Origin of the sequence: Bariatricus sp. TF06-38A (assembly GCF_027690675.1) — a bacterium.
In the GTDB taxonomy this organism is placed as follows: Bacteria; Bacillota; Clostridia; order Lachnospirales; family Lachnospiraceae; genus Allocoprococcus; species Allocoprococcus comes.
Map to the genome: position 1 here is coordinate 33,493 of NZ_JAQFCE010000003.1, position 22,463 is coordinate 55,955.

At 45.3% G+C, this 22,463-nt stretch carries 24 protein-coding genes; all 24 read left to right on the plus strand.

The genetic code is table 11. The features are described from left to right. The first annotated feature begins 62 nt into the window (after positions 1-62). Positions 63-1,241: a stage II sporulation protein P gene (locus tag PG418_RS03970; RefSeq protein ID WP_270205947.1), complete on the plus strand. Its 1,179-nt coding sequence runs from the start codon at positions 63-65 to the stop codon at positions 1,239-1,241. Between the two features lie 228 nt (positions 1,242-1,469). Then, on the plus strand, positions 1,470-3,389 hold the full coding sequence (locus PG418_RS03975; protein WP_022220261.1) for a DNA gyrase/topoisomerase IV subunit B: 1,920 nt from the start codon (positions 1,470-1,472) through the stop codon (positions 3,387-3,389). 80 nt (positions 3,390-3,469) lie between these two features. Next, entirely contained in the window at positions 3,470-5,710 is a 2,241-nt protein-coding gene (locus PG418_RS03980) for a DNA gyrase/topoisomerase IV subunit A (RefSeq protein WP_498837090.1), read from the plus strand. Positions 5,711-5,719: 9 nt separating this feature from the next. Next, positions 5,720-5,914: an Hsp70 family protein gene (locus PG418_RS03985; protein ID WP_173686261.1), complete on the plus strand. Its 195-nt coding sequence runs from the start codon at positions 5,720-5,722 to the stop codon at positions 5,912-5,914. Continuing rightward, positions 5,889-6,518, plus strand: a complete 630-nt coding sequence (locus PG418_RS03990; RefSeq protein ID WP_498837091.1) for a hypothetical protein — start codon at positions 5,889-5,891, stop codon at positions 6,516-6,518. Before PG418_RS03985 ends, PG418_RS03990 begins: the two co-directional genes overlap by 26 nt. A 12-nt stretch (positions 6,519-6,530) precedes the next feature. Continuing rightward, positions 6,531-7,091, plus strand: coding sequence for a hypothetical protein (locus tag PG418_RS03995; protein ID WP_498837092.1), 561 nt, complete (start codon positions 6,531-6,533; stop codon positions 7,089-7,091). A 129-nt stretch (positions 7,092-7,220) separates the two neighbouring features. Continuing rightward, positions 7,221-7,688, plus strand: coding sequence for a ribosome maturation factor RimP (gene rimP, locus PG418_RS04000; RefSeq protein WP_008369315.1), 468 nt, complete (start codon positions 7,221-7,223; stop codon positions 7,686-7,688). Between the two features lie 19 nt (positions 7,689-7,707). Then, on the plus strand, positions 7,708-8,889 hold the full coding sequence (gene nusA / locus PG418_RS04005; RefSeq protein WP_195412942.1) for a transcription termination factor NusA: 1,182 nt from the start codon (positions 7,708-7,710) through the stop codon (positions 8,887-8,889). A 38-nt stretch (positions 8,890-8,927) separates the two neighbouring features. After that, the gene (rnpM, locus tag PG418_RS04010; protein WP_334294126.1) at positions 8,928-9,182 is read left to right on the plus strand and encodes an RNase P modulator RnpM; all 255 of its coding nucleotides are present in this window, start codon (positions 8,928-8,930) and stop codon (positions 9,180-9,182) included. A gap of 10 nt (positions 9,183-9,192) precedes the next feature. Further along, positions 9,193-9,483, plus strand: coding sequence for a L7Ae/L30e/S12e/Gadd45 family ribosomal protein (locus PG418_RS04015; protein ID WP_118217726.1), 291 nt, complete (start codon positions 9,193-9,195; stop codon positions 9,481-9,483). Positions 9,484-9,510: 27 nt separating this feature from the next. Beyond that, positions 9,511-12,138: a translation initiation factor IF-2 gene (infB, locus tag PG418_RS04020; protein ID WP_498837093.1), complete on the plus strand. Its 2,628-nt coding sequence runs from the start codon at positions 9,511-9,513 to the stop codon at positions 12,136-12,138. 13 nt (positions 12,139-12,151) lie between these two features. Beyond that, positions 12,152-12,523 carry a 30S ribosome-binding factor RbfA gene (rbfA, locus tag PG418_RS04025; RefSeq protein ID WP_008369305.1) on the plus strand — a complete coding sequence of 124 codons (372 nt, stop codon included), beginning with the start codon at positions 12,152-12,154 and terminating at the stop codon, positions 12,521-12,523. A gap of 1 nt (position 12,524) precedes the next feature. After that, on the plus strand, positions 12,525-13,487 hold the full coding sequence (locus PG418_RS04030; protein WP_055155875.1) for a DHH family phosphoesterase: 963 nt from the start codon (positions 12,525-12,527) through the stop codon (positions 13,485-13,487). After that, a complete protein-coding gene (truB, locus tag PG418_RS04035; RefSeq protein ID WP_055155876.1) occupies positions 13,484-14,410 on the plus strand; it encodes a tRNA pseudouridine(55) synthase TruB in 927 nt (308 codons plus the stop codon). Before PG418_RS04030 ends, truB begins: the two co-directional genes overlap by 4 nt. Positions 14,411-14,426: 16 nt before the next feature. Further along, on the plus strand, positions 14,427-15,359 hold the full coding sequence (locus tag PG418_RS04040; protein ID WP_008369299.1) for a bifunctional riboflavin kinase/FAD synthetase: 933 nt from the start codon (positions 14,427-14,429) through the stop codon (positions 15,357-15,359). 220 nt (positions 15,360-15,579) lie between these two features. Next, entirely contained in the window at positions 15,580-15,846 is a 267-nt protein-coding gene (gene rpsO, locus PG418_RS04045; protein ID WP_008369295.1) for a 30S ribosomal protein S15, read from the plus strand. A gap of 329 nt (positions 15,847-16,175) precedes the next feature. Next, on the plus strand, positions 16,176-18,263 hold the full coding sequence (locus PG418_RS04050) for a polyribonucleotide nucleotidyltransferase (RefSeq protein ID WP_498837094.1): 2,088 nt from the start codon (positions 16,176-16,178) through the stop codon (positions 18,261-18,263). A 104-nt stretch (positions 18,264-18,367) separates the two neighbouring features. Beyond that, positions 18,368-19,285 (plus strand): stage III sporulation protein AA, encoded by a 918-nt coding sequence (gene spoIIIAA, locus PG418_RS04055; RefSeq protein WP_008369292.1) that lies wholly within the window; start codon positions 18,368-18,370, stop codon positions 19,283-19,285. Beyond that, positions 19,276-19,794 carry a stage III sporulation protein AB gene (locus PG418_RS04060; RefSeq protein WP_022220255.1) on the plus strand — a complete coding sequence of 173 codons (519 nt, stop codon included), beginning with the start codon at positions 19,276-19,278 and terminating at the stop codon, positions 19,792-19,794. The genes spoIIIAA and PG418_RS04060 overlap by 10 nt, the downstream gene beginning before the upstream one ends. A gap of 13 nt (positions 19,795-19,807) precedes the next feature. After that, positions 19,808-20,002, plus strand: a complete 195-nt coding sequence (gene spoIIIAC / locus PG418_RS04065) for a stage III sporulation protein AC (protein ID WP_008369289.1) — start codon at positions 19,808-19,810, stop codon at positions 20,000-20,002. A 12-nt stretch (positions 20,003-20,014) separates the two neighbouring features. Then, positions 20,015-20,401 carry a SpoIIIAC/SpoIIIAD family protein gene (locus tag PG418_RS04070; RefSeq protein WP_008369287.1) on the plus strand — a complete coding sequence of 129 codons (387 nt, stop codon included), beginning with the start codon at positions 20,015-20,017 and terminating at the stop codon, positions 20,399-20,401. Between the two features lie 12 nt (positions 20,402-20,413). Continuing rightward, on the plus strand, positions 20,414-21,628 hold the full coding sequence (locus PG418_RS04075; RefSeq protein ID WP_498837095.1) for a stage III sporulation protein AE: 1,215 nt from the start codon (positions 20,414-20,416) through the stop codon (positions 21,626-21,628). Between the two features lie 10 nt (positions 21,629-21,638). Then, on the plus strand, positions 21,639-21,908 hold the full coding sequence (locus PG418_RS04080) for a stage III sporulation protein AF (RefSeq protein WP_207737980.1): 270 nt from the start codon (positions 21,639-21,641) through the stop codon (positions 21,906-21,908). After that, the gene (locus PG418_RS04085; protein ID WP_270205165.1) at positions 21,905-22,441 is read left to right on the plus strand and encodes a SpoIIIAG-related protein; all 537 of its coding nucleotides are present in this window, start codon (positions 21,905-21,907) and stop codon (positions 22,439-22,441) included. The genes PG418_RS04080 and PG418_RS04085 overlap by 4 nt, the downstream gene beginning before the upstream one ends. Positions 22,442-22,463 lie beyond the last annotated feature (22 nt).

Consider the following 22,463-nt stretch of genomic DNA (forward strand, 5'->3'; position numbering starts at 1 on the left):
CCAGTCTGGAAAGATATGGTTTTGCTACAGCGATCTTCAGAAACTGGCAGGGAGGCGCGCAGATGAAAAAAGAACAGAGAATTTGTGTGCTTCTTGCCATTATGATTTTGGGAATCTGGGGACTGGAAGCAAAAAGCAGCGGTTCACTGATCCCGAAGTCCTGGAAGATCAGGATGATCCAGAGTGTTCAGGAGAATGCGGAGCGACTTTATATGCCGGGAGTTACATATACGGAAAAAAAACAAGGGGAAATCCGGGTGACGGAGGCTGTTGTCCACATGGCATCTGCTCTGATTCCTCTTGGCAATTATGTGACTGAACGGGAGGCGGCAGAGCTTCTGACAGAAGATGAGGCTACCTATGCGATTCTTGCAAAAAAGCAGGCAGAAGAAGAGAATTCGGTGGATGAAAATGGACAGCTTATCGGGAAAGACAAAAGTGAAGAGACAAGGCAGGCGTCCGTACCGACGATGGATCTTTCGATGGAGCGGCTAAATGATTTTGAATATCTTGTGAGCAATTTTTATACGGTGGACAGCGTGACTTATATCAATCCTTCGGAATTGAACGCTTCGGAGCTGCTTGGAAAGGATTTGAGGATCGATCTGAGTACGGGCGGTTCGAAAATCCTGATCTATCACACCCATTCCCAGGAGACATTCGCAGATTCGGACAATGATCCGTCCACCTCAATTGTAGGGATCGGGCGTTATCTGACGGAGATTTTAAATAACAAATACAAGATTCCGACCATGCATCATGAGGGTGTATATGATCTGATCAATGGGAAACTGGACCGGAGCGAGGCCTATGAATTTGCCAAACCTGAGGTGGAACAGATCCTTGCGGAAAATCCGAGTATCGAAGTGGTGATCGATCTGCATAGAGACGGAGTGGCGGATACTACGCATCTGGTGACAGAGATAAATGGGAAACCGACGGCACAGATCATGTTTTTTAACGGACTGAGCCGGACACGGGTAAACGGAGACCTTGTCGGAATGGCCAATCCATATTTGCAGGATAATCTTGCATTTTCCCTGCAGATGAAGATTGCGGCAGAAACAAAATATCCGGGATTTGCAAGGAGAAACTATCTTCGCGGCTATAAATACAATATGGATCTGATGCCGCGGATGCTTCTTATTGAGGCGGGCGCGCAGACCAACACGGTAGAGGAAATGCGAAATGCCATGGAGGTGCTGGCAGACCTTTTAAATAGTGTGCTGACCGGACGATAGAGGGAGTATTCTTATGACAGAATGGAAACTACAGAAGTTTAATGATATAAAATATGTTATAATGGTAGGGAGGGTCAATTTGGCTTGACAAGAGGATTGAAATTGAGATAGAATTTTTCTTACTGAATTGAAGAAACAGATCAGGGAATCCGGGAAATTGTAAGGAGGCTGCTGCTGCAGGATTTTACCTGGATATTTTAGGATAGATCATAAGAGGAGAGAAAGAAAATGGCAAAAAAGACTACATATGACGCGGAGAGTATTACCATTCTGGAAGGACTTGAAGCCGTCCGGAAAAGACCGGGAATGTATATTGGAAGCGTCAGTACCAAGGGGCTTAACCACCTGGTGTACGAAATTGTAGATAATGCGGTAGATGAGCATCTGGCAGGATTTTGTTCACAGATAGAGGTGACACTGGAAAAGGACGGTTCTGCAACGGTAACAGATAATGGACGCGGTGTGCCGGTAGGTATGCATGCAAAAGGAGTATCGGCGGCCAGAATCGTATATACCACCCTACATGCGGGAGGTAAGTTCGATGATTCGGCATACAAGACAAGTGGCGGTCTGCACGGAGTAGGTTCTTCGGTTGTTAATGCACTATCTACTTATATGGATGTAAAGATCAGCCGTGACGGTGCGGTTCACCACGACCGTTATGAGAGAGGAATTCCGGTGGTAGAACTGGAGGATGGGCTTCTTCCGGTGATCGGAAAGACCAAAAAGACCGGAACCTGTGTCAATTTTCTTCCAGATCCGACAATTTTCGAGAAGACGAGATTTAAAGAGGAAGAGATCAAGAGCCGACTGCATGAGACAGCCTACCTGAATCCGGAACTGACGATTATATTTACAGATAAAAGAAAGACACAGGAAGAGAGGATCGAGTATCATGAACCAGATGGGATCATTGGATTTATCAAGGATCTGAATTCCAAAAAAGAAGTGATCCACGATCCGGTTTACTATAAAGGAGAAGCAGAAGGTATCGAAGTGGAAGTTGCATTCCAGTATGTGAATGAATTTCATGAAAATGTACTAGGTTTCTGCAACAATATTTATAATGCGGAAGGGGGAACCCATCTGACCGGGTTCAAGACGACATTTACGACGATCATGAACCAGTATGCCCGTGAAATTGGTGTGTTAAAGGATAAGGATGCCAACTTTACCGGTGCGGATGTACGGAACGGAATGACGGCGATCGTATCGATCAAGCACCCGGATCCGAGATTTGAGGGACAGACCAAGACAAAGCTGGACAACCAGGATGCGGCAAAAGCGACCGGAAAGGTGACCAGTGATGAGATCCCGCGTTTCTTTGACCGGAATCTGGAGACACTGAAAAAGGTTCTTTCCTGTGCGGAAAAAGCAGCAAAGATCCGTAAGACTGAGGAAAAAGCAAAGACGAATCTTCTGACCAGGCAGAAATATTCTTTTGACAGTAACGGTAAGCTTGCTAACTGTGAGAGCAGGGATGCATCCAAATGTGAAATCTTCATCGTTGAGGGAGATTCTGCGGGAGGAAGCGCAAAGACTGCCCGCGACAGAATGTATCAGGCAATCCTGCCGATCCGTGGAAAGATCCTGAACGTGGAAAAAGCAAGCATCGATAAGGTTCTGGCAAATGCCGAGATCAAGACCATGATCAATGCATTCGGATGTGGATTTTCAGAGGGATACGGTAATGACTTTGATATCACAAAGCTGCGGTATGACAAGATTATCATCATGGCGGATGCGGATGTGGATGGAGCGCATATTTCCACGCTGTTGCTGACCTTATTCTACCGGTTTATGCCGGAACTGATATACGAAGGTCATGTCTACGTGGCAATGCCGCCGCTTTATAAGGCAATGCCGAAAAAGGGAGAAGAAGAGTACCTTTACGATGATAAGGCACTGGAGAGATATAGAAAGACACATTCCGACTTTACCCTGCAGCGATACAAAGGTCTGGGTGAAATGGATGCAGAGCAGCTCTGGGAGACAACCCTCAACCCGGAAACTCGAATGATGAAACGGATCGAGATCGAGGATGCACGTATGGCATCCGGTGTAACAGAGATGCTGATGGGAACAGAAGTTCCGCCGCGCCGCGCATTTATTTATGAAAATGCGACAGAGGCAGAACTGGATATTTAAAAACAGATCGGAAAGGCATGGATTTTCAAAAGGGGAAAGTCTGTGTATCAGAAAACATAAACTAGAAGAGGTAAGAGAAAATGGAAGAGTCACAGATCATCCGGACGGAATATTCGGAGCTGATGAAAAAATCATATATTGACTATGCCATGAGTGTTATCATTTCCAGAGCCCTCCCGGATGTCAGGGATGGTTTGAAACCGGTACAGAGAAGAACACTCTATGACATGTATGAGCTGGGAATCCGTTATGACAGACCATACCGTAAATGTGCGCGTATTGTCGGGGATACCATGGGTAAATATCATCCACATGGAGACAGCTCGATCTATGAAGCGTTGGTTGTTATGGCACAGGAATTCAAAAAAGGAATGATCCTGGTAGATGGTCATGGAAACTTCGGCTCCATTGAAGGAGACGGGGCTGCAGCCATGCGTTATACTGAAGCAAGACTGGCGAAAATCACACAGGAGGCATATCTTGCCGATCTGGACAAAGATATTATTGATTTTGTACCGAATTTTGATGAGACAGAAAAAGAGCCGGCAGTTCTTCCGGTAAGAATTCCGAACCTTCTGCTGAACGGTGCGGAAGGAATCGCAGTTGGTATGGCAACCAGTATTCCGACACATAACCTGGGTGAGATTGTGGATGCGGTTAAGGCATACATGAAGAACAATGACATCACGACAAAACAGCTGATGAAGTACATCAAAGGACCGGATTTCCCGACAGGCGGGATTGTCGTCAATAAAGATGATCTGGCAGAAATTTATGAGACTGGAACCGGAAAGATCAAGATTCGTGGAAAAGTAGATGTGGAAGAGATAAAAGGCGGACGGAAGAAGATCGTCATTTCCGAAATCCCGTACACCATGATCGGAGCCGGAATCGGTAAATTTCTGAACGATGTCTGCAATCTGGTGGAGACAAAGAAGACCAGTGACATCGTAGATATTTCCAATCAGTCTTCCAAGGAAGGAATCCGTATTGTAATTGAAGTGAAGCGTGATGCAGATGTGGACAATCTGATCAACATGCTTTATAAAAAGACCAGACTGGAGGATACCTTTGGTGTCAATATGCTTGCGGTAGCTGATGGCAGACCGGAAGTACTGGGACTCAAACGTATCATCGAACATCATGTAGATTTCCAGTTTGAACTTGCAACCAGAAAATACAAGACGCTGCTGAAAAAAGAGCAGGATAAAAAAGAAATCCAGGAGGGTCTGATCAAGGCGTGTGACGTGATCGACCTGATCATTGAGATCCTGCGTGGAAGCTCGTCCATCAGGGATGCAAAAGAATGTCTGACAACAGGTACGACGGAGAAGATCAAGTTTAAGTCGAAAAGATCTGAGAAGATGGCATCCATGCTCCGGTTTACTGACCGGCAGGCACAGGCAATTCTGGAGATGCGTCTGTACAAGCTGATCGGTCTGGAAATCGAGGCGCTGATGAAGGAGCATGAGACAACGCTTGCAAATATTGCAAAATATGAGGATATTCTGAATAATTATGATTCTATGGCGCAGGTGATCATTGATGATTTGGATGCGCTGAAAAAAGAATATGCCGTGAAGCGTAAAACGAAGATCGAGAATGCAGAAGAAGCTGTGTTTGAGGAAAATAAAGTACAGGAGCAAGAGGTTGTCCTTCTGATGGATCGATTTGGTTATGCAAAGACGGTGGATGGATCCGTCTATGAACGTAACCGGGAAGCGGCAGATAAGGAGAATAAGTATATTCTGCGCTGTATGAATACTGGCAAGTTGTGTCTTTTTACATCGGATGGCAAGATGCATCAGATCAAAGTGATGGATCTCCCTTATGGAAAATTCAGGGACAAAGGATTTCCAATCGACAATGTAAGTAATTTTGACAGTACAAAAGAAGAAATCGTATATCTATGTGATGACAGAGAACTCTTTTTCTCAAAATTTCTGTTTGTCACGAAGCAGGGAATGATCAAAAAGGTGGCAGGAAGTGAATTCCAGGTAACTAAGCGGACAATCGCGGCAACGAAGCTGCAGGATGAAGATGCACTGGTAAGTATCCGGCCGATTCGGGATGCGCAGGATGTAGTTCTGATGACGGAGAATGGATTTGTGCTCCGTTTCCCGGCGGAAGAAGTTTCGGAGAAGAAAAAGGGTGCAGTTGGTGTGCGCGGTATGAAATTACAGAAAAATGACAGCGTGGAAGAGGTATATCTGTTTGAAGAAGGAACGGAGAGCAAGGTGATCTTCCATGAAAAAGAAGTGACACTGAACCGCTTGAAACGGGCGAAAAGAGATGGAACAGGAACACGAATGAGAAAGTAGGTCGATCGTATGGCAACGGTAGGAATTGATCTTGGAACAACAAACAGTCTGGTAAGCGTGTGGCAGGATGATAAATGCACGTTGATTCCAAATAATCTGGGAGAATATTTAACACCGTCGGCGGCAGCACTTGCCGGAAGAGCCGCGGCGGATGGAAGAAGAATCCGGAGAAGATCGCATGGAAAATTCTCGGGAGAAAGATGAGAAGTCAGAGGAGAGTGCTACACAGTCAGTAGAACCTCCTGAGCAACCGAAGGACGACTCAGAAGCGTGGGAAAGTGACTGGACCCGTCAGTTCCAGAATATGGCGGATGCTTCTGAGCGACAAGGCGCGGATGACCGTGAGGTCCGGAAAATCATGGAGCAGTGCATCAGTCTGTATTTGAATGAAAAGGAACGGAATAAGTTGTATCACTGGAAGGATATTCTGGAGGAACCGGCGTATAGAGAATATTTCCGAACAAAAACCTTTGTGGAATCCTGGTATCATTTTCTGGACACCCACCGGATGTTTGATGCGGCGATCTGGCAGTATTTTCAGTGGATTGATGGAAAATTATTTTCAGCTCTTGAAGCAGATGTGATGCCGTTTGCCTATCCGACACAAGAAGAAATCGAAAGAATGCCGCGGCAGGAGACACCGGAACAGACGCAGGAGAGGCGAACACCGGAGCCTGGTCCGGCACTTCCAAAGGTAAAAAAGGAGAAATCCAAAGCGGTGAAGGTACTCTTATATCTTGCGGCGCTTGCGGGAACCGGGATCGGCGGAATGATCCTTGGAATTATAGCAGGTACGATATTAGGGTAAGGAGGACGGAAGATGAAAAAGAAAAAATCCGGAAAAAGAATTTTTGCAATCGTTCTTCTTGCTGTGATTGGAATTGGTGGTTTTTACTTTGGATATGATATCGGAAGAATGGATCACGATGAGGAGAGGATTCGGGCAGAGCTGAAAAAGACGACTGCTGATTCAGAAATATCCATCCGCCCGGTTGCAAAGGGTGGTACTGGAAAAACGGAGATCGAAATCCTGACAGAATGTCTGGAGGATGCGAAGGACAGCCTGGAGAATCTGGAAAAATATAATGAACAGCTGCAGGCACTCGATGGAAAGACACCGGATACAGAAACCGTTGTTTTGATACAGGATCTGGATGATAAGAACGAAAAAGCATATGAAGTACTGAAAGATCTTACGGAAGACCCGGCGGGATACATCGTAGAAAAAGCGGCGGCGCGTGGCGAAGGTGATGAAGTCTGGGCAGATGACTGGGCAGCAGATATCCAGGTTGTAAAATGGCTGAAAGAGAACGACGGAAAGCGTCTTTACAAAGAGAATCAGGCATATATTTTAAAAACCCTTGCATTTCAGGAAAAGTAGTGCTATACTGTATGCAGTTACATAAGAAATCTGGCAGAAGAGTGGACGAAAGTTCACTCTTCTTTTTGCCAGTCATACAACCAAAATCGGACAGATTTTTGGAGCCTGATTAAGAAAGGAAGTTGCAGATTGTCAAAAAAAGAAGTATATGAACAGAAAACAGAAGAGATTCTGAACCCAATCGTGGAAAAGCATGGATTTGATCTCTGGGATGTAGAATATGTAAAAGAGGGCGGAAACTGGTACCTGCGTGCTTATATTGATAAGCCGGGAGGAATTATGGTCGATGACTGTGAGGTTGTAAGCCGGGAACTTTCAGACATTCTGGATGAGAAGGATTTTATCGATGAAGCGTATATTCTGGAAGTGAGTTCGCCGGGACTTGGCAGACCGCTGAAGAAAGAAAAAGACTTTGCAAGAAGCCTGGGAGAAGAAGTAGAGGTTCGTACTTACCGGGCAATCGACAGACAGAAAGAGTTTATTGGAATCTTAAAAGATTATGATAAAGATACAGTTACCATTGAATATGAAGACGGCGAGACGATGACATTTGATAAAGCAGACATCGCACTGATCCGTCTGGCGTTCGATTTCTAGTGACAGGAGGAAGAAGGAAATGAATACCGAATTATTAGAAGCACTTACAATTCTTGAAGAGGAAAAAGATATCAGCAGAGATACTCTGATGGATGCCATTGAGAATTCACTGATCAATGCATGTAAGAATCATTTCGGAAAAGCAGACAATATCAAAGTAATTATGGATAAGGAGACATGCGATTACACTCTGATCCAGGAGAAGACCGTTGTAGAAGAAGTAGAGGACAAAGTAGAACAGATCAGTCTTGCAGATGCGAAGATGATCGATCCTTCTTATGAGATCGGTGACATCGTACAGATCCCGGTTGAGTCCAAATCCTTCGGACGTATCGCAACACAGAATGCAAAGAACCTGATTCTTCAGAAGATCCGTGAAGAAGAAAGAAAAGTTGTATATGATCAGTACTTTGAAAAAGAAAAAGATATCGTGACAGGTGTGGTTCAGAGATATATTGGCAAGAATGTCAGTGTAAACCTTGGAAAAGCAGATGCGATCCTTACTGAGAATGAACAGGTAAAAGGTGAGAAATTCGAGCCGACAGAGCGTATCAAACTTTACGTTGTAGAGGTGAAGAACACGACAAAAGGACCAAAGATCCTTGTATCAAGAACACATCCGGAACTGGTTAAGCGTCTTTTTGAGGCGGAAGTAACCGAGGTGCGTGATGGTATTGTAGAGATCAAGAGCATCGCAAGAGAAGCAGGTTCCCGTACCAAGATCGCAGTATGGTCTAACGACCCGGATGTAGATCCGGTTGGAGCATGCGTTGGTATGAACGGTGCCAGAGTCGGAGCCGTTGTAAATGAACTCCGCGGTGAAAAGATTGATATCATCAACTGGAGTGATAACCCGGCAATCCTGATCGAGAATGCACTCAGCCCGGCGAAGGTTATTTCTGTAATGGCTGATCCGGATGAGAGAACAGCAAGTGTAATTGTACCGGATTACCAGCTTTCACTTGCAATCGGTAAAGAAGGTCAGAATGCACGTCTTGCAGCAAGACTGACCGGATATAAGATCGATATCAAGAACGAAACACAGGCGATCGAGTCTGGCGAACTTCCGGCAGATTATATGAATATGGCTGAGAATTATGAAGATGATTATCAGGAGGAAGAGTATTCAGACAAAGAATATTCTGCTGATGAAGAATCAGAGGAAGAAGTAGCAGATGATCTTGATCTGTATGAAGAATAGACAGAGGTGATTATTTGAGTACGACCAAAAAGATCCCGATGCGTAAATGCGTGGGATGTCAGGAAATGAAGAATAAAAAAGAAATGCTGCGTGTTCTGAAAACAGCAGAAGGCGAATTCATTCTGGACGCAACCGGACGTAAGAACGGGCGCGGGGCATATCTGTGCTTTTCCGGAAAATGTTTGCAGGAAGCAATAAAGAATAAAGGACTGGAACGTTCTTTCAAACAGGCGATACCAAAAGAGATATACGAAAATCTGGAAAAGGAGCTGGAGCAGCTTGAACATAAATAGAGCATTATCGATGATCAGTCTGGCGACCAAAGCCGGCAAGACAAAGAGCGGGGAATTCATGACAGAAAAAGAAGTCAAGGAAGGACGCGCGCATCTGGTGATTGTGGCAGACGACGCATCGGACAATACAAAAAAGAAATTTCAGAACATGTGTGATTTTTATAAAGTGCCAATATACTTTTTTGAAGATAAAGATACCCTGGGCCATGCGATGGGAAAAGAGTTCCGCGCTTCGCTTGCAGTAACAGATGCAGGGTTTGCAAAAGGAATCAGAAAACATCTGGATATGGAAGAAGGATAATAGGAACTGTATACAGGAGGTAGATTTATGGCAAAATTAAGAGTATATGAACTGGCAGAACAGATGAATAAGACAAACAAAGAAATACTCTCTATATTAAAAGATAAAGGAATTGAGGTGGCAAGTCATATGAGTACACTTTCAGATGAACAGATTGATGCAGTAAAAAGTGAAAAAACTTCTGAAGATACCCCGAAGAAGAAAAATATCGTTCAGGTTTTCAGACCGCAGAACTCACAGGGCGGCGGAAGAGGTCGTAATGGTCAGGGACGCCCGCAGGGCAGTCGAAACGGACAGCGCCCGCAAGGCAATGGAAATGGTCAGGGACGCTCACAGGGCAATGGAAACAGACAGGAACGTTCACAGAATGGTAACAGCCAGGGACGCCCTCAGGGAAATGGCCAGGGACGTCCGCAGAACGGAAACAGACAGGAACGCCCGCAGGGTAATGGAAATGGCCAGGGACGCCCGCAGAACGGAAACAGACAGGATCGTCCGCAGGGAGAAAATCGTGATAACAGACAGCGCAGAAATCCAAACGGACCAAGAAACGGTCAGGATCAGAGACAGGGACGCCCGGGTGATGGAAGAAGAGATGGCGGATTCCAGAACCGCGGAGACAGAAGAGATAATCGAGATAACCGTGATAACAGAGACGGAAGAGAGATGCGTGATGGCGGACGCCGTGACGACAGAAGAAAATCCAGCCCGTCTATTCCGGCACCTGCAATCGCAGAACAGAAACCAAGCCGCAACAAACCAAAAGATGCGCACAAGAAGAAAGAATATAACAGAAATGAAGAGAACGAAGACAGACTGCAGAAAGGCAAAAAGGGCAAAAACAATAACGCTCAGCCGAAAATGGTAAAACCACAGCCGAAGAAAGAGGTTGTGGAGGAGCAGATCAAGCAGATTACAATTCCGGAAGTACTTACAATCCAGGAACTTGCAGATGCAATGAAGATCCAGCCATCTGTAATCGTTAAGAAACTCTTCATGCAGGGCAAGATTGTAACAGTCAACCAGGAAATTGATTACGAGACAGCTGAAGAAATCGCTCTGGAATTCGATGTGCTCTGTGAAAAAGAAGAAGTAGTCGATGTGATCGAAGAACTTCTGAAAGAAGACGAAGAAGACGAAAAGAAAATGAAGAAACGTCCGCCGGTAGTCTGCGTTATGGGACACGTTGACCACGGTAAAACCTCTCTTCTTGACAAGATCCGTGATACTCATGTCATCGCAGGAGAAGCAGGTGGAATCACACAGCATATCGGTGCTTCAGTTGTGGAAATCAACGGTGAGAAAATCACCTTCCTCGATACACCGGGACATGAAGCATTTACCGCAATGCGTATGCGTGGTGCAAATTCTACCGATATTGCAATCTTGGTTGTTGCAGCAGATGACGGTGTCATGCCGCAGACTGTAGAAGCGATCAACCATGCAAAGGCAGCAGGGATCGAGATCGTAGTTGCGATCAACAAGATTGACAAGCCAAGTGCCAATATCGACCGTGTAAAACAGGAACTGACCGAATATGAACTGATTCCGGAAGACTGGGGCGGAAGCACCATCTGTGTACCGGTATCTGCTCATACAGGAGAAGGAATCAAAGAGCTTCTGGAAATGGTTCTTCTTACCGCAGAAGTGATGGAACTGAAAGCAAATCCGAACCGCCGCGCAAGAGGTCTTGTAATTGAGGCTGAGCTTGACAAAGGAAAAGGACCGGTTGCAACCGTTCTTGTACAGAAGGGTACACTCCGTGTCGGAGATCCGATCGCAGCAGGTTCTGCATATGGTAAAGTACGTGCCATGATGGATGACCAGGGGCGCCGTGTAAAAGAAGCAGGTCCTTCTATGCCGGTTGAGATCCTCGGTCTTAATGATGTGCCGAATGCAGGTGAAGTATTTGTTGGCTGCAAGAATGATAAAGATGCAAGAAGCTTTGCAGAGACATTCATCAGTCAGAACAAGATCAAGAAACTGGAAGAAACCAAGTCCAAGATGTCTCTGGATGATCTGTTCAACCAGATCCAGGAAGGCAACTTAAAAGAACTTGGAATCGTTGTAAAAGCAGACGTACAGGGATCTGTAGAAGCGATCAAGCAGAGCCTTGTCAAACTTTCCAATGAAGAAGTCGTTGTCAAGATCATCCATGGTGGTGTTGGTGCGATCAATGAATCTGACGTTACGCTTGCAGCAGCATCCAATGCGATCATTATCGGATTCAATGTACGTCCGGACGCAACTGCAAAGGAAACGGCAGAACGTGAAGGCGTTGATGTGAGACTGTACCGTGTCATCTACAATGCAATCGAAGACGTTGAATCAGCCATGAAGGGTATGCTTGAGCCTGTATTTGAAGAAAAGGTACTTGGCCATGCCGAAGTACGTCAGACATTCAAGGCTTCCGGAGTCGGAACAATTGCAGGATCTTATGTCCTTGACGGTACATTTGAACGTGACTGCCAGGCAAGAATCGTTCGTGACGGCGTTGTGATCTATGATGGAAAGCTTGCTTCATTAAAGCGTTTCAAAGATGATGTGAAGGAAGTTAAAGCCGGATATGAATGTGGTTTCGTATTTGAACGTTTCAACGATGTCAAAGAAGGAGACCAGGTAGAAGCATTCAAGATGGTGGAAGTTCCTAGATAAAGAAGGGTAGAAAATGAGAAAAAACAGCATTAAGAATACAAGAGTAAACGCAGAGGTGCAGCGTGAACTGAGTACTATTCTGCGTGGAGGGATCAAGGATCCGCGTGTTGCACCGATGACTTCGGTTGTAGCGGTAGAGGTTGCTCCGGATCTTAAAACCTGCAAAGCATATATCAGTGTCCTGGGCGATGAAAAAGCCCAGGCTGATACCCTGAAGGGATTACAGAGCGCAGAAGGCTATATCCGCCGCGAACTTGCTCATACACTGAATATGCGTAACACACCGGAGATCAAGTTCGTACTGGATCAGTCCATTGAATATGGTGTCCGGATGTCAAAGAAAATTGATGATGTAACAAGAGATTTACGGGAAGAGGATGATTAGTATGTTATTAGATGCAATTTCTAAAGCCGGGACGATCGCACTTGGCGGACATGTCCGCCCGGATGGGGACTGTGCAGGTTCCTGCATGGGATTGTATAACTATGTCAGAGAGAATTTTCCTGAAAAAGAGATCGATGTTTATCTGGAAGAGCTTCCGAATACACTGAAGTTCATGAAAAATACAGATAAGATCCGGCATGAAGTGACGGAAGAAAAAACCTATGATCTGTTTATTGCACTGGATTGCGGGGATATGGGAAGACTTGGATTTTCGGCAGTCCTTTTCAAAAAAGCGGCAGTAAGATTCTGTGTAGATCATCATGTGAGCAACCAGAGTTTTGCAGATCAGAACTATATCATGCCAGATGCAAGCTCGACAAGTGAGCTGATCTACAATCTGCTGGATTATGGGAAGATGTCTGTGGAGACTGCCGAGTGCCTTTACACAGGAATGGTGCATGATACCGGTGTGTTCCGTTATTCCTGTACCCATCCGTCGACCATGCGCGCAGCAGCAGCACTGATGGAAAAAGGGATCGATTTTACAAAAATAATTACAGAGACTTTTGATGAAAAGACCTATGCACAGAACCAGATTCTGGGGCGTGCATTGTTGGAAAGCTTTCTTTTTATGGACGGAAGATGTATTGTATCTTACGTTACAAAAGAAGAGATGGATTTCTACCAGGTAAAAGCGAAACATCTGGATGGAATCGTAAGCCAGCTGAAACTCACAAAAGGTATCGATGTTGCAATTTTTATGTATGAGCTTGAACATGGAACCTTTAAGGTAAGTCTGCGATCCAGTGAAAAGATAGATGTAAGTGTAGTTGCAAGCTATTTTGGCGGCGGCGGACACGCAAGGGCAGCCGGATTCTCCATGACTGCCACACCACATGATATCATCAACAATCTGGCAAGAAGACTGGAACTTCAGTTTAACAGTGGGAGCGAAGCGGAATGATACATGGCGTGCTGAATGTATATAAAGAAAAAGGCTATACGTCCCATGATGTGGTTGCAAAGCTGCGTGGGATCGTAAAGCAGAAAAAGATTGGGCATACCGGAACCCTTGATCCGGATGCCGAAGGAGTACTTCCGGTCTGCTTTGGGAAAGCAACAAAGCTTTGTGACCTGCTGACAGATAAAGATAAAACCTATCAGGCGGTTCTTCTTCTCGGTCAGGTGACGGATACACAGGATACTTCCGGTCAGGTTCTGGAAAAACATAGCACAGAAGATCTGACCAATGAAAAAGTGGAAAATGTGATCCGCAGCTTTGAGGGAGAATACGATCAGATTCCGCCGATGTATTCGGCACTCAAAGTTAACGGGAAAAAGCTTTATGAGCTTGCCAGAGAGGGCAAAGAAGTAGAGCGGAAAGCACGAAGAATCACGATTCATGAGATCCGGATCCTGGAGATCAATCTTCCGGAGGTAAAACTGGAAGTGACCTGTTCAAAGGGAACGTATATCCGTACACTGTGTCATGATATCGGTCAGAAGCTTGGCTGTGGCGGATGCATGAAAGAGCTTTTGAGAACACGTGTAGAGCGGTTTGGACTTGAAGACAGTATCCGGCTCGGTGAAATTGCACAGCTTCAGAAAGAAGGGATTCTGGAGGAGAAGATTATCGCGATAGATGAAATGTTTCCAACGTATGCACAGGTCGTACTGCCACCAAAAACGGCCGCGGCAGTACGGAACGGGAATAGTTTCAGAAAAAGAGATATTTCACAGGAAACAGCATTAAAGGAGTATGAGAACGATGAGAGAGTCCGCGTGTACGATGAATCGCATCAGTTTATTGCGATTTACTGTTACTGCAGGAAAGACGATCTCTTCAAGATTGTAAAAATGTTTTTTGATGGAAATGAAAAAAAGTAATTAAAGAGGAAAGAACATGGACTATATCAGAGGGCTGGAAGCCTATCAGGATTCCAGAGAGGCAGCAATCACACTCGGCAAATTTGATGGAGTTCACAGAGGACATCAGAAGCTGATCAAAAAAGTATGTCAGCTGAAGGCGAAAAAAGGCGTTCGTTCTGTTGTGTTTGCATTTGATATGAATCCGCTTTATGAAAAGCTTGGAAAATCAAGAGAAGGGATCATGTCCAATGAGGAGCGCAGATGTCTTCTGGACGAGAAAGTAGATGTACTGCTGGAATGCCCGTTTTCCGAAGATGTTACAAGTATGTCGGCAGAGGATTTCATCCGGAAGATCCTGATTGAGAAAATTCATGCCCGGTATATTGTGATCGGAACGGATTTCCACTTTGGGCATGACAAGCGTGGTGATGCAAAAATGCTTGCAGAATATGCCGATGTGTATGGATATGAACTTTTTGTGATTGAAAAAGAGATGTACGGAAAACGGGAGATCAGCAGCAGCTATGTCAGGGAAGAGCTTCGGAAGGGAAATATGGAAGCTGTGAATGATATGCTGGGGTATGCATATACTGTACGGGGAAAAGTAGAGCATGGCAGGCAGCTGGGCAGAAAACTGGGATTTCCGACACTTAATGTACATCCGTCAAGGGATAAACTTCTTCCACCGAACGGAGTTTATCTGGATAGTGTGAGGATTGATGGAATCTGGTACAACGGAATCGGTAATGTCGGGTTTAAGCCAACGGTATCCGATGAGAACCGGATGCTGATCGAGAGCAATCTACTGGATTACAGTGGTGATGCCTACGGAAAAGAGGTAGAGATCCAGCTTTATCATTTTAAGAGACCGGAGCAGAAGTTTGAATCGGTAGAAATGATGAAGGCACAGATCGATCAGGATATTGCTTACGCAAAAGAATTTTTCCGTTATCATCATAAGAAATAACAGAGCCGGTGAAAAAGCTCTGGAAATGCGGTTATTTACAGGCAGCCTGTGAACAGGAATATGAAAACCTGCCAGATGCGGGAAAGATAAAATCCTTCTTGACAGGATTCGGGGCATATGGTACACTAGGCAAGTATGAAAAACCGATGTTCGGCAGATGGAATCTCCAACCACTGCTTAATATCAGGCAATTAACAGTATATTTAGGAGGTAGTGACAAATGATCACAAAAGAAATGAAAGAACAGATTATCAAAGAATACGGAAGAACAGAAGGAGATACAGGATCTCCGGAAGTACAGGTAGCTCTTCTTACAGCAAGAATCAATGATCTTACAGATCACTTCAAAGCTAATCCGAAGGATCACCACTCAAGAAGAGGACTTCTTAAGATGGTTGGACAGAGAAGAGGACTTCTTGCATACCTTAAGAAGAATGACATTGAAAGATATCGTTCACTGATCGAAAGATTAGGTTTAAGAAAGTAAGACGTATTTTACAGGGAGCGAAAGGCATCAGCTGGATGTCTTCGCTCCCTGTTTGTTTACGCAAACAATGAGCCGAACCGGTACAACATGCATCATCCATGCCAATCAGCATAGTGATTGACATGGGAGTGACCAATAACCGTGTTTTGCCACATTTTAAAGTTAGTTATATAGAATCTTGCAAGAGATGTAAGGATATGATATAATACAAAAGATTGTGGGTAGAGATTGCGTCCGAGACCACTGAAAAGTATATTTTGAGAAGTGTATTTTTCAGTAGTTTCGGAGATTTTACCCGTCAGATAAACAGATAAAAAAGGAGAACATTTATGTACAAAAAGTTTGAAATGGAACTTGCAGGCCGTACACTCCGCGTAGATGTTGGAAGAGTTGCCAAACAGGCGAACGGCGCAGTACTTATGCATTATGGTGATACAGTTGTGCTTTCAACAGCAACTGCATCCGACAAACCAAGAGAAGGAATTGACTTCTTCCCGCTCAGCGTTGAATACAATGAGAAGCTTTATGCAGTAGGAAAGATCCCGGGAGGATTTAACAAGAGAGAAGGAAAGGCATCAGAAAATGCTGTTCTTACCTGCCGTGTGATCGACCGTCCGATGAGACCGCTTTTCCCGAAGGATTACAGAAATGATGTAACTTTGGAGAACTTGGTTCTCTCTGTTGAACAGGACTGCTCACCGGAGCTTACTGCTATGCTTGGATCAGCGATTGCAACTGCTATTTCTGATATCCCGTTCGATGGTCCGACAGCTTCTACCCAGGTAGGACTTGTTGACGGAGAACTGGTATTCAATCCAACCGCAGAGCAGAAAGAAAAGTCTGACCTTGCACTGACTGTTGCATCTACAAGAGAAAAGGTAATCATGATTGAAGCCGGAGCAAATGAAGTACCGGAAGCTAAGATGCTCGAAGCCATCTTCGCGGCGCATGAAGTGAATCAGAAAGTCATCGCATTCATCGACCAGATCGTTGCAGAATGTGGAAAACCAAAACATGATTATGTAAGCTTTGCAGTACCGGAAGAACTCTTTGAAGCGATTCAGAAGATCGTAACACCGGAAGAGATGGAAGTTGCAGTATTCACAGATGACAAGCAGACAAGAGAAGAAAATATCCGTAAGATCACAGAAAAGCTGGAAGAAGCTTTTGCTGATAACGAAGAATGGCTTGCCAAACTTGGTGAAGCTGTATATCAGTACCAGAAGAAGGTTGTCCGCAAGATGATCCTCAAAGACCACAAGCGTCCGGACGGTCGTGCAATCGAAGAAATCCGTCCACTTGCCGCAGAAATTGACCTGATCCCGAGAGTACATGGTTCTGCTATGTTTACACGTGGACAGACACAGATCTGTACCATCACCACACTGGCTCCGCTTTCAGAAGCACAGAAGGTAGACGGACTGGATGAATCTGAGACATCCAAGAGATATATGCATCACTATAACTTCCCGTCATACTCTGTAGGTGAGACAAGACCTTCCAGAGGACCGGGACGTCGTGAGATCGGACATGGAGCCCTTGCTGAGAGAGCACTGGTACCGGTACTTCCGTCAGAGGAAGAATTCCCGTATGCGATCCGTACCGTATCTGAGACATTTGAATCTAACGGTTCTACTTCTCAGGCAAGTGTATGTGCATCTTCTATGTCACTTATGGCAGCCGGTGTACCAATCAAATCTGCAGTTGCAGGTATCTCATGTGGTCTTGTAACAGGTGCTGCTGACGATGATTATCTGGTACTTACAGATATTCAGGGGCTGGAAGATTTCTTCGGAGATATGGACTTCAAGGTAGCAGGTACACATAAAGGTATCACAGCGATCCAGATGGATATTAAGATCCACGGACTGACAAGACCGATCATCGAAGAAGCAATTGCACGTACAAGAAAAGCAAGAGTTTACATTCTGGATGAAGTTATGGCTAAGACAATCGCTGAGCCAAGAGCACAGGTTGGCAAGTATGCACCGAAGATCATTCAGATGAATATTGATCCGGCTAAGATCGGTGAAGTTGTAGGTCAGAGAGGAAAGACCATCAACGCAATCATCGAAAAGACAGGCGTTAAGATTGATATCACAGATGAAGGAAGTGTATCTATCTGTGGCGTAGATGCAGACAGCATGGAACAGGCAAGAAAGATGATCGCTACCATCGTAACAGACTTCGAGGCAGGAATGGTTCTTGAAGGTGATGTTGTAAGCATCAAAGAATTCGGCGCATTCATCGAATTTGCACCGGGCAAAGAAGGAATGGTACACATTTCCAAAATCGCTAAGCAGAGAATCGATCATGTAGAAGATGTTCTTTCTATCGGAGATCACGTCAAAGTGGTTTGCCTTGGAAAAGACAAGATGGGACGTTTGAGCTTCAGCATCAAAGATGTTGCAGAATAAAGTTTTATAAAATCAGAAGGACTTTACCAGTATCGGTAGAGTCCTTTTTTAGTTCTATTTTTCTCCTGCCTTCCATATACATTCTTTAAAGAGAGGTGGACAAGATGAGAAGAGAAAAGAAAGATCAAATTCTGGCGGTGCTTCCGGAGAAAATCCGAGGGATCCTGTTGAATCATGGACTGGATTTTGAGAAGATCCAGGAAATCCGGCTTCGGGAAGAGCAGCCGCTTGCAGTGAAAAAAGAGGGAAAGGAAGAACTTTTTACCCATCGGGTGACAAAAGAAGAACTGCGTGAAACGATGGAATATGTATCCAATTATTCCCTGTATGCCTATGAAAATGAACTGCGCCAGGGGTTTCTGACGATTGAAGGAGGGCATCGGGTCGGAATTTCCGGGAAAATTATTTCGGAAAAGGAACAGATCCGGAATTTTCAGTATATTACATCGATCAATATCCGAATCTGCCATGAGATTACAGGTTGTGCGAATAAGCTGTTTCCTGTGATCCTTGAAAAAGGAAGACTTTGCCATACCATGATCATTTCCCCACCAGGTGGAGGAAAGACTACACTTTTGCGGGATCTGGTGCGGCAGATTTCGGATGGGAACCGCTGGGTGGAAGGAAGAAATGTGGGTGTGGTGGATGAACGTTCAGAGATTGGAGGATGCTACCGTGGCGTGCCACAGAACCAGCTTGGGATGCGGACAGATATTTTGGACAACTGCCCGAAAGCAGAAGGAATGATGATGCTGGTGCGGTCCATGGCGCCGGAGGTGATCGCGGCAGATGAGATCGGGACAGCGAAGGATGTAGAGGCGATCGAGTACGCCATGCACTGTGGGGCAACCATGCTGACGACGGTGCATGGTTCCGGTATGGATGAGATCCGTGAAAAGCCACTGGTCAGCAATCTGGTAAAGGAAAGATGCTTTGCCAGATATGTTGTGATGAAATCCGGGAAACATGTAGGAGAAATTGAAGGGATTTATAACGAACGGGGAGAAAAACTGTGTATCTGAAAATGGTCGGATGCCTGGGAATTGTGGCGGCGACATCCGGCTATGGATACAGCAGGGGAATGGAATATCAGAGGCAGATCACGGATACCGGAGAGCTGCAAAGAGTGATAAGGCAGCTTGCGGGAGAAATGGAGTATACTTATGCACCACTCGCCCAGGTATGCGCTTCTGTTTCCCGAAGATGCAGTCAGAACTACAGGATCTGGTTGGAACATCTGGCAAAAGAATTGGAGATGCCGTCAAGAAGTCTTGCAATAATCTGGGAGAGGTGCTGCGAAAGTGATCTTGAATGTCTGCTCCTTGGCAGGGAGGAAAGGGTACGTCTGCATGAGCTTGGGATGCAGCTTGGCAGCCTGGATAAGAAGCAGGAAACGCAGATTTTCTTGCAGTATGCAGAATTTCTGGAAGAAAAAAGAGGCGGTCTTTTAAAAGAAATTCAGGAAAAACGGAGGCTTTGCAATCTGCTGGGTGTTACAGCAGGGCTTTTCCTGACAATTTTGATTCTGTAAATAGGAGCGAAACATGAGTGTAAATCTGATATTTAAAATTGCGGCAGTCGGGATTCTGGTTTCTGTCCTGGGACAGGTGCTGAAACACAGCGGAAGAGAAGAACAGGCATTTCTCACAAGCCTTGCAGGACTGCTCCTGGTTTTATTCTGGATCCTTCCTTATATTTCAGATCTGTTTGACGATATCAGACGGCTCTTTGCTCTGTAAAGGAGGGAAAAGATGAGTATCCTTAAGGCAGCCTGCATCGGGATTGCAGGAACTTTCCTGGCATTACAATTTCAAAATACCAGAAAAGAGTATGGGATCTATCTGGGGATTGCGGTCAGCATTTTCCTTTTTCTCGGAATGAGCCGGAATCTGTCGGTGATCCGGGAAACTTTGGAATTGGTTGGCAGCTTTGTAAAGATCGATGCGGTATATCTGACGGCAATGCTGAAAATCCTGGGTGTGACCTATCTGGCGGAATTTGCGGCAGCAATCTGCAAGGATGCCGGTTATCAGACGATCGCCGGGCAGATCGAGGTCTTTGCAAGGCTCAGTATACTTGCAATAGGAATGCCGATATTAAAAGCACTGCTTCTTGCAATCCGCGAACTTGGACAGTAAAAGGGAAGAAAAATGAAACATTATTTTCAGAAATATGGCATAGCATGCATGATCGGACTTGTAATCTTCGTACTGATACTGCCGGTACAGGTATTTGCGGCAGGGGAAGATTCCTCTTCGGAAAACAACCGGACAGAAGATAATATGACAGAAACGGATCTGGAAAAAACACAGGAGGAAACAGAGCAGAAAATCTGGGAGCTGACAGAGGTAAAGGATCTGGATACGGCAATCCGAAAACTGTTCCCGGAAGAAAAACTGCATTTTCAGGATCTTGTTGAGTCTGTGATCCGGCAGGATGAGAACCTGTCTGCCGGACAGATCAGAAACTTTGTGACGGATCAGTTTTTCTATGTGCTGAAGGTCAATAAACCGGTGCTTGCATCTATCATTTTTCTGGTGCTGATCGCAGCGGTTTTTTCCAACTTTTCGGAAGTGTTTCAGAACTGTCAGATCTCACAGACCGCCTTTTTTCTGGTATACCTGTCTGTGATTACAGTCGGCATACGGAATTTTCAGGCAGCAGCCGTAGAGGTACAGCATGGACTCGAAAATCTGATCGTCTTTATGCGAGTACTCTGTCCTGTCTACTTTGTCTGTATGGCAGTCGCAGTGGGAAGTATTTCTGCGATCGCATTTTATAATCTGGCGCTTTTCCTGATCTTTCTTGTGGAACTTGTGATTTTGAAATGGATCGTTCCGTTGATCCAGATCGCACTTCTGATGGAAATCTTGAACAATCTGACGGAGGAGGAATTTCTTTCTAAGGCAGCGGAACTTTTGCGACTTGTAATCGGATGGAGTCTGAAAAGTCTGCTTGCCCTGGTGACGGGGATCGGGTTTATCGAGCGGATAATCAGTCCGGCGGCAGATCAGGTGAAAAGGAGTGTCTGGACAAAGGGCGTGGGAATGATTCCAGGAATCGGTGATGTAGTCAGCGGGACAAGCGAAGTCGTGCTTGGAAGTGCGGTCCTTTTAAAAAATGGAGTTGGAATTGCAGGGGCACTGCTTGTAACGGGAGTTGTGATGATCCCGGTCATCAATATGGGAATTCTGACGCTTCTTTACAAAGGAACGGCGGCACTTATCCAGCCGGTGTCTGATAAACGGATTGTGGAGGCCATCAGTTTTACCGGGGAAGGTTATCATATGCTGCTAAAGACGGTGCTTGCGACGGCGGTCCTGTTTCTGGTGACACTTGCAGTTGCGGCATCGGCAGCTTCGTAGGAGGGATAAAATGATACAGCTGGTTTACGGGTGGATGCAGAATCTCGCCGTTTATATGATTCTTGTAACCGCATTTTTGCAGGCACTTCCAGAGAATAGCTACCGGAAATATGTCCGTTTTTTCTGCGGACTTCTTCTGACAGTTCTGCTTGCCCAGCCGGTTCTGGACCTTATGGGGGAAGCCGGACAGGTAACGGAGCTGTATCGGACGGCGGAGTATGAGCAGATGATAAAAGAGATGGAGTATGCGGCGGATTTGCTCGAAAAGGGCGGTGAATGAAGATGTTTGAAATCCGTAAAATAAAAAAAGACAAGTGGCTGATCATATTACTTGTCGGACTACTTCTGGTTGTGATCGCGATGCCTGTTTCCGATATAAAATCAGACCAGACACAGGATGAACAGCAGATGCAGAAGGCGGAAAATGCATCGGAGGATACTTATGCAGATGCACTGGAAACACGGCTGGAAAATGCACTTGCAAAAGTAGAAGGAGTTGGAAATGTAAAGGTGATGATCACTCTGGCTTCTTCCTCGGAAAAGGTAGTGGAAAAGGATCAGGAGATGACAAGTGAGGTGCAGGAAGGGGAGAACGGAGGAAAAAATACCAGTTCTTCAGAGACGGCAGTTTATGCAAACGGAAATGGAGAAGAAACGCCATATGTGAAACAGGAATTAAGTCCCCGGATAGAAGGTGTTCTCGTAATTGCAGATGGCGGAGATAATGCCATCGTGATTGAAAATATCACAGAGGCTGTGCAGGCATTATTCGGAGTAGACACGCATAAGATAAAAGTAATGAAGCATAACTAAAAAAGAATCTTATAGGAGGAAG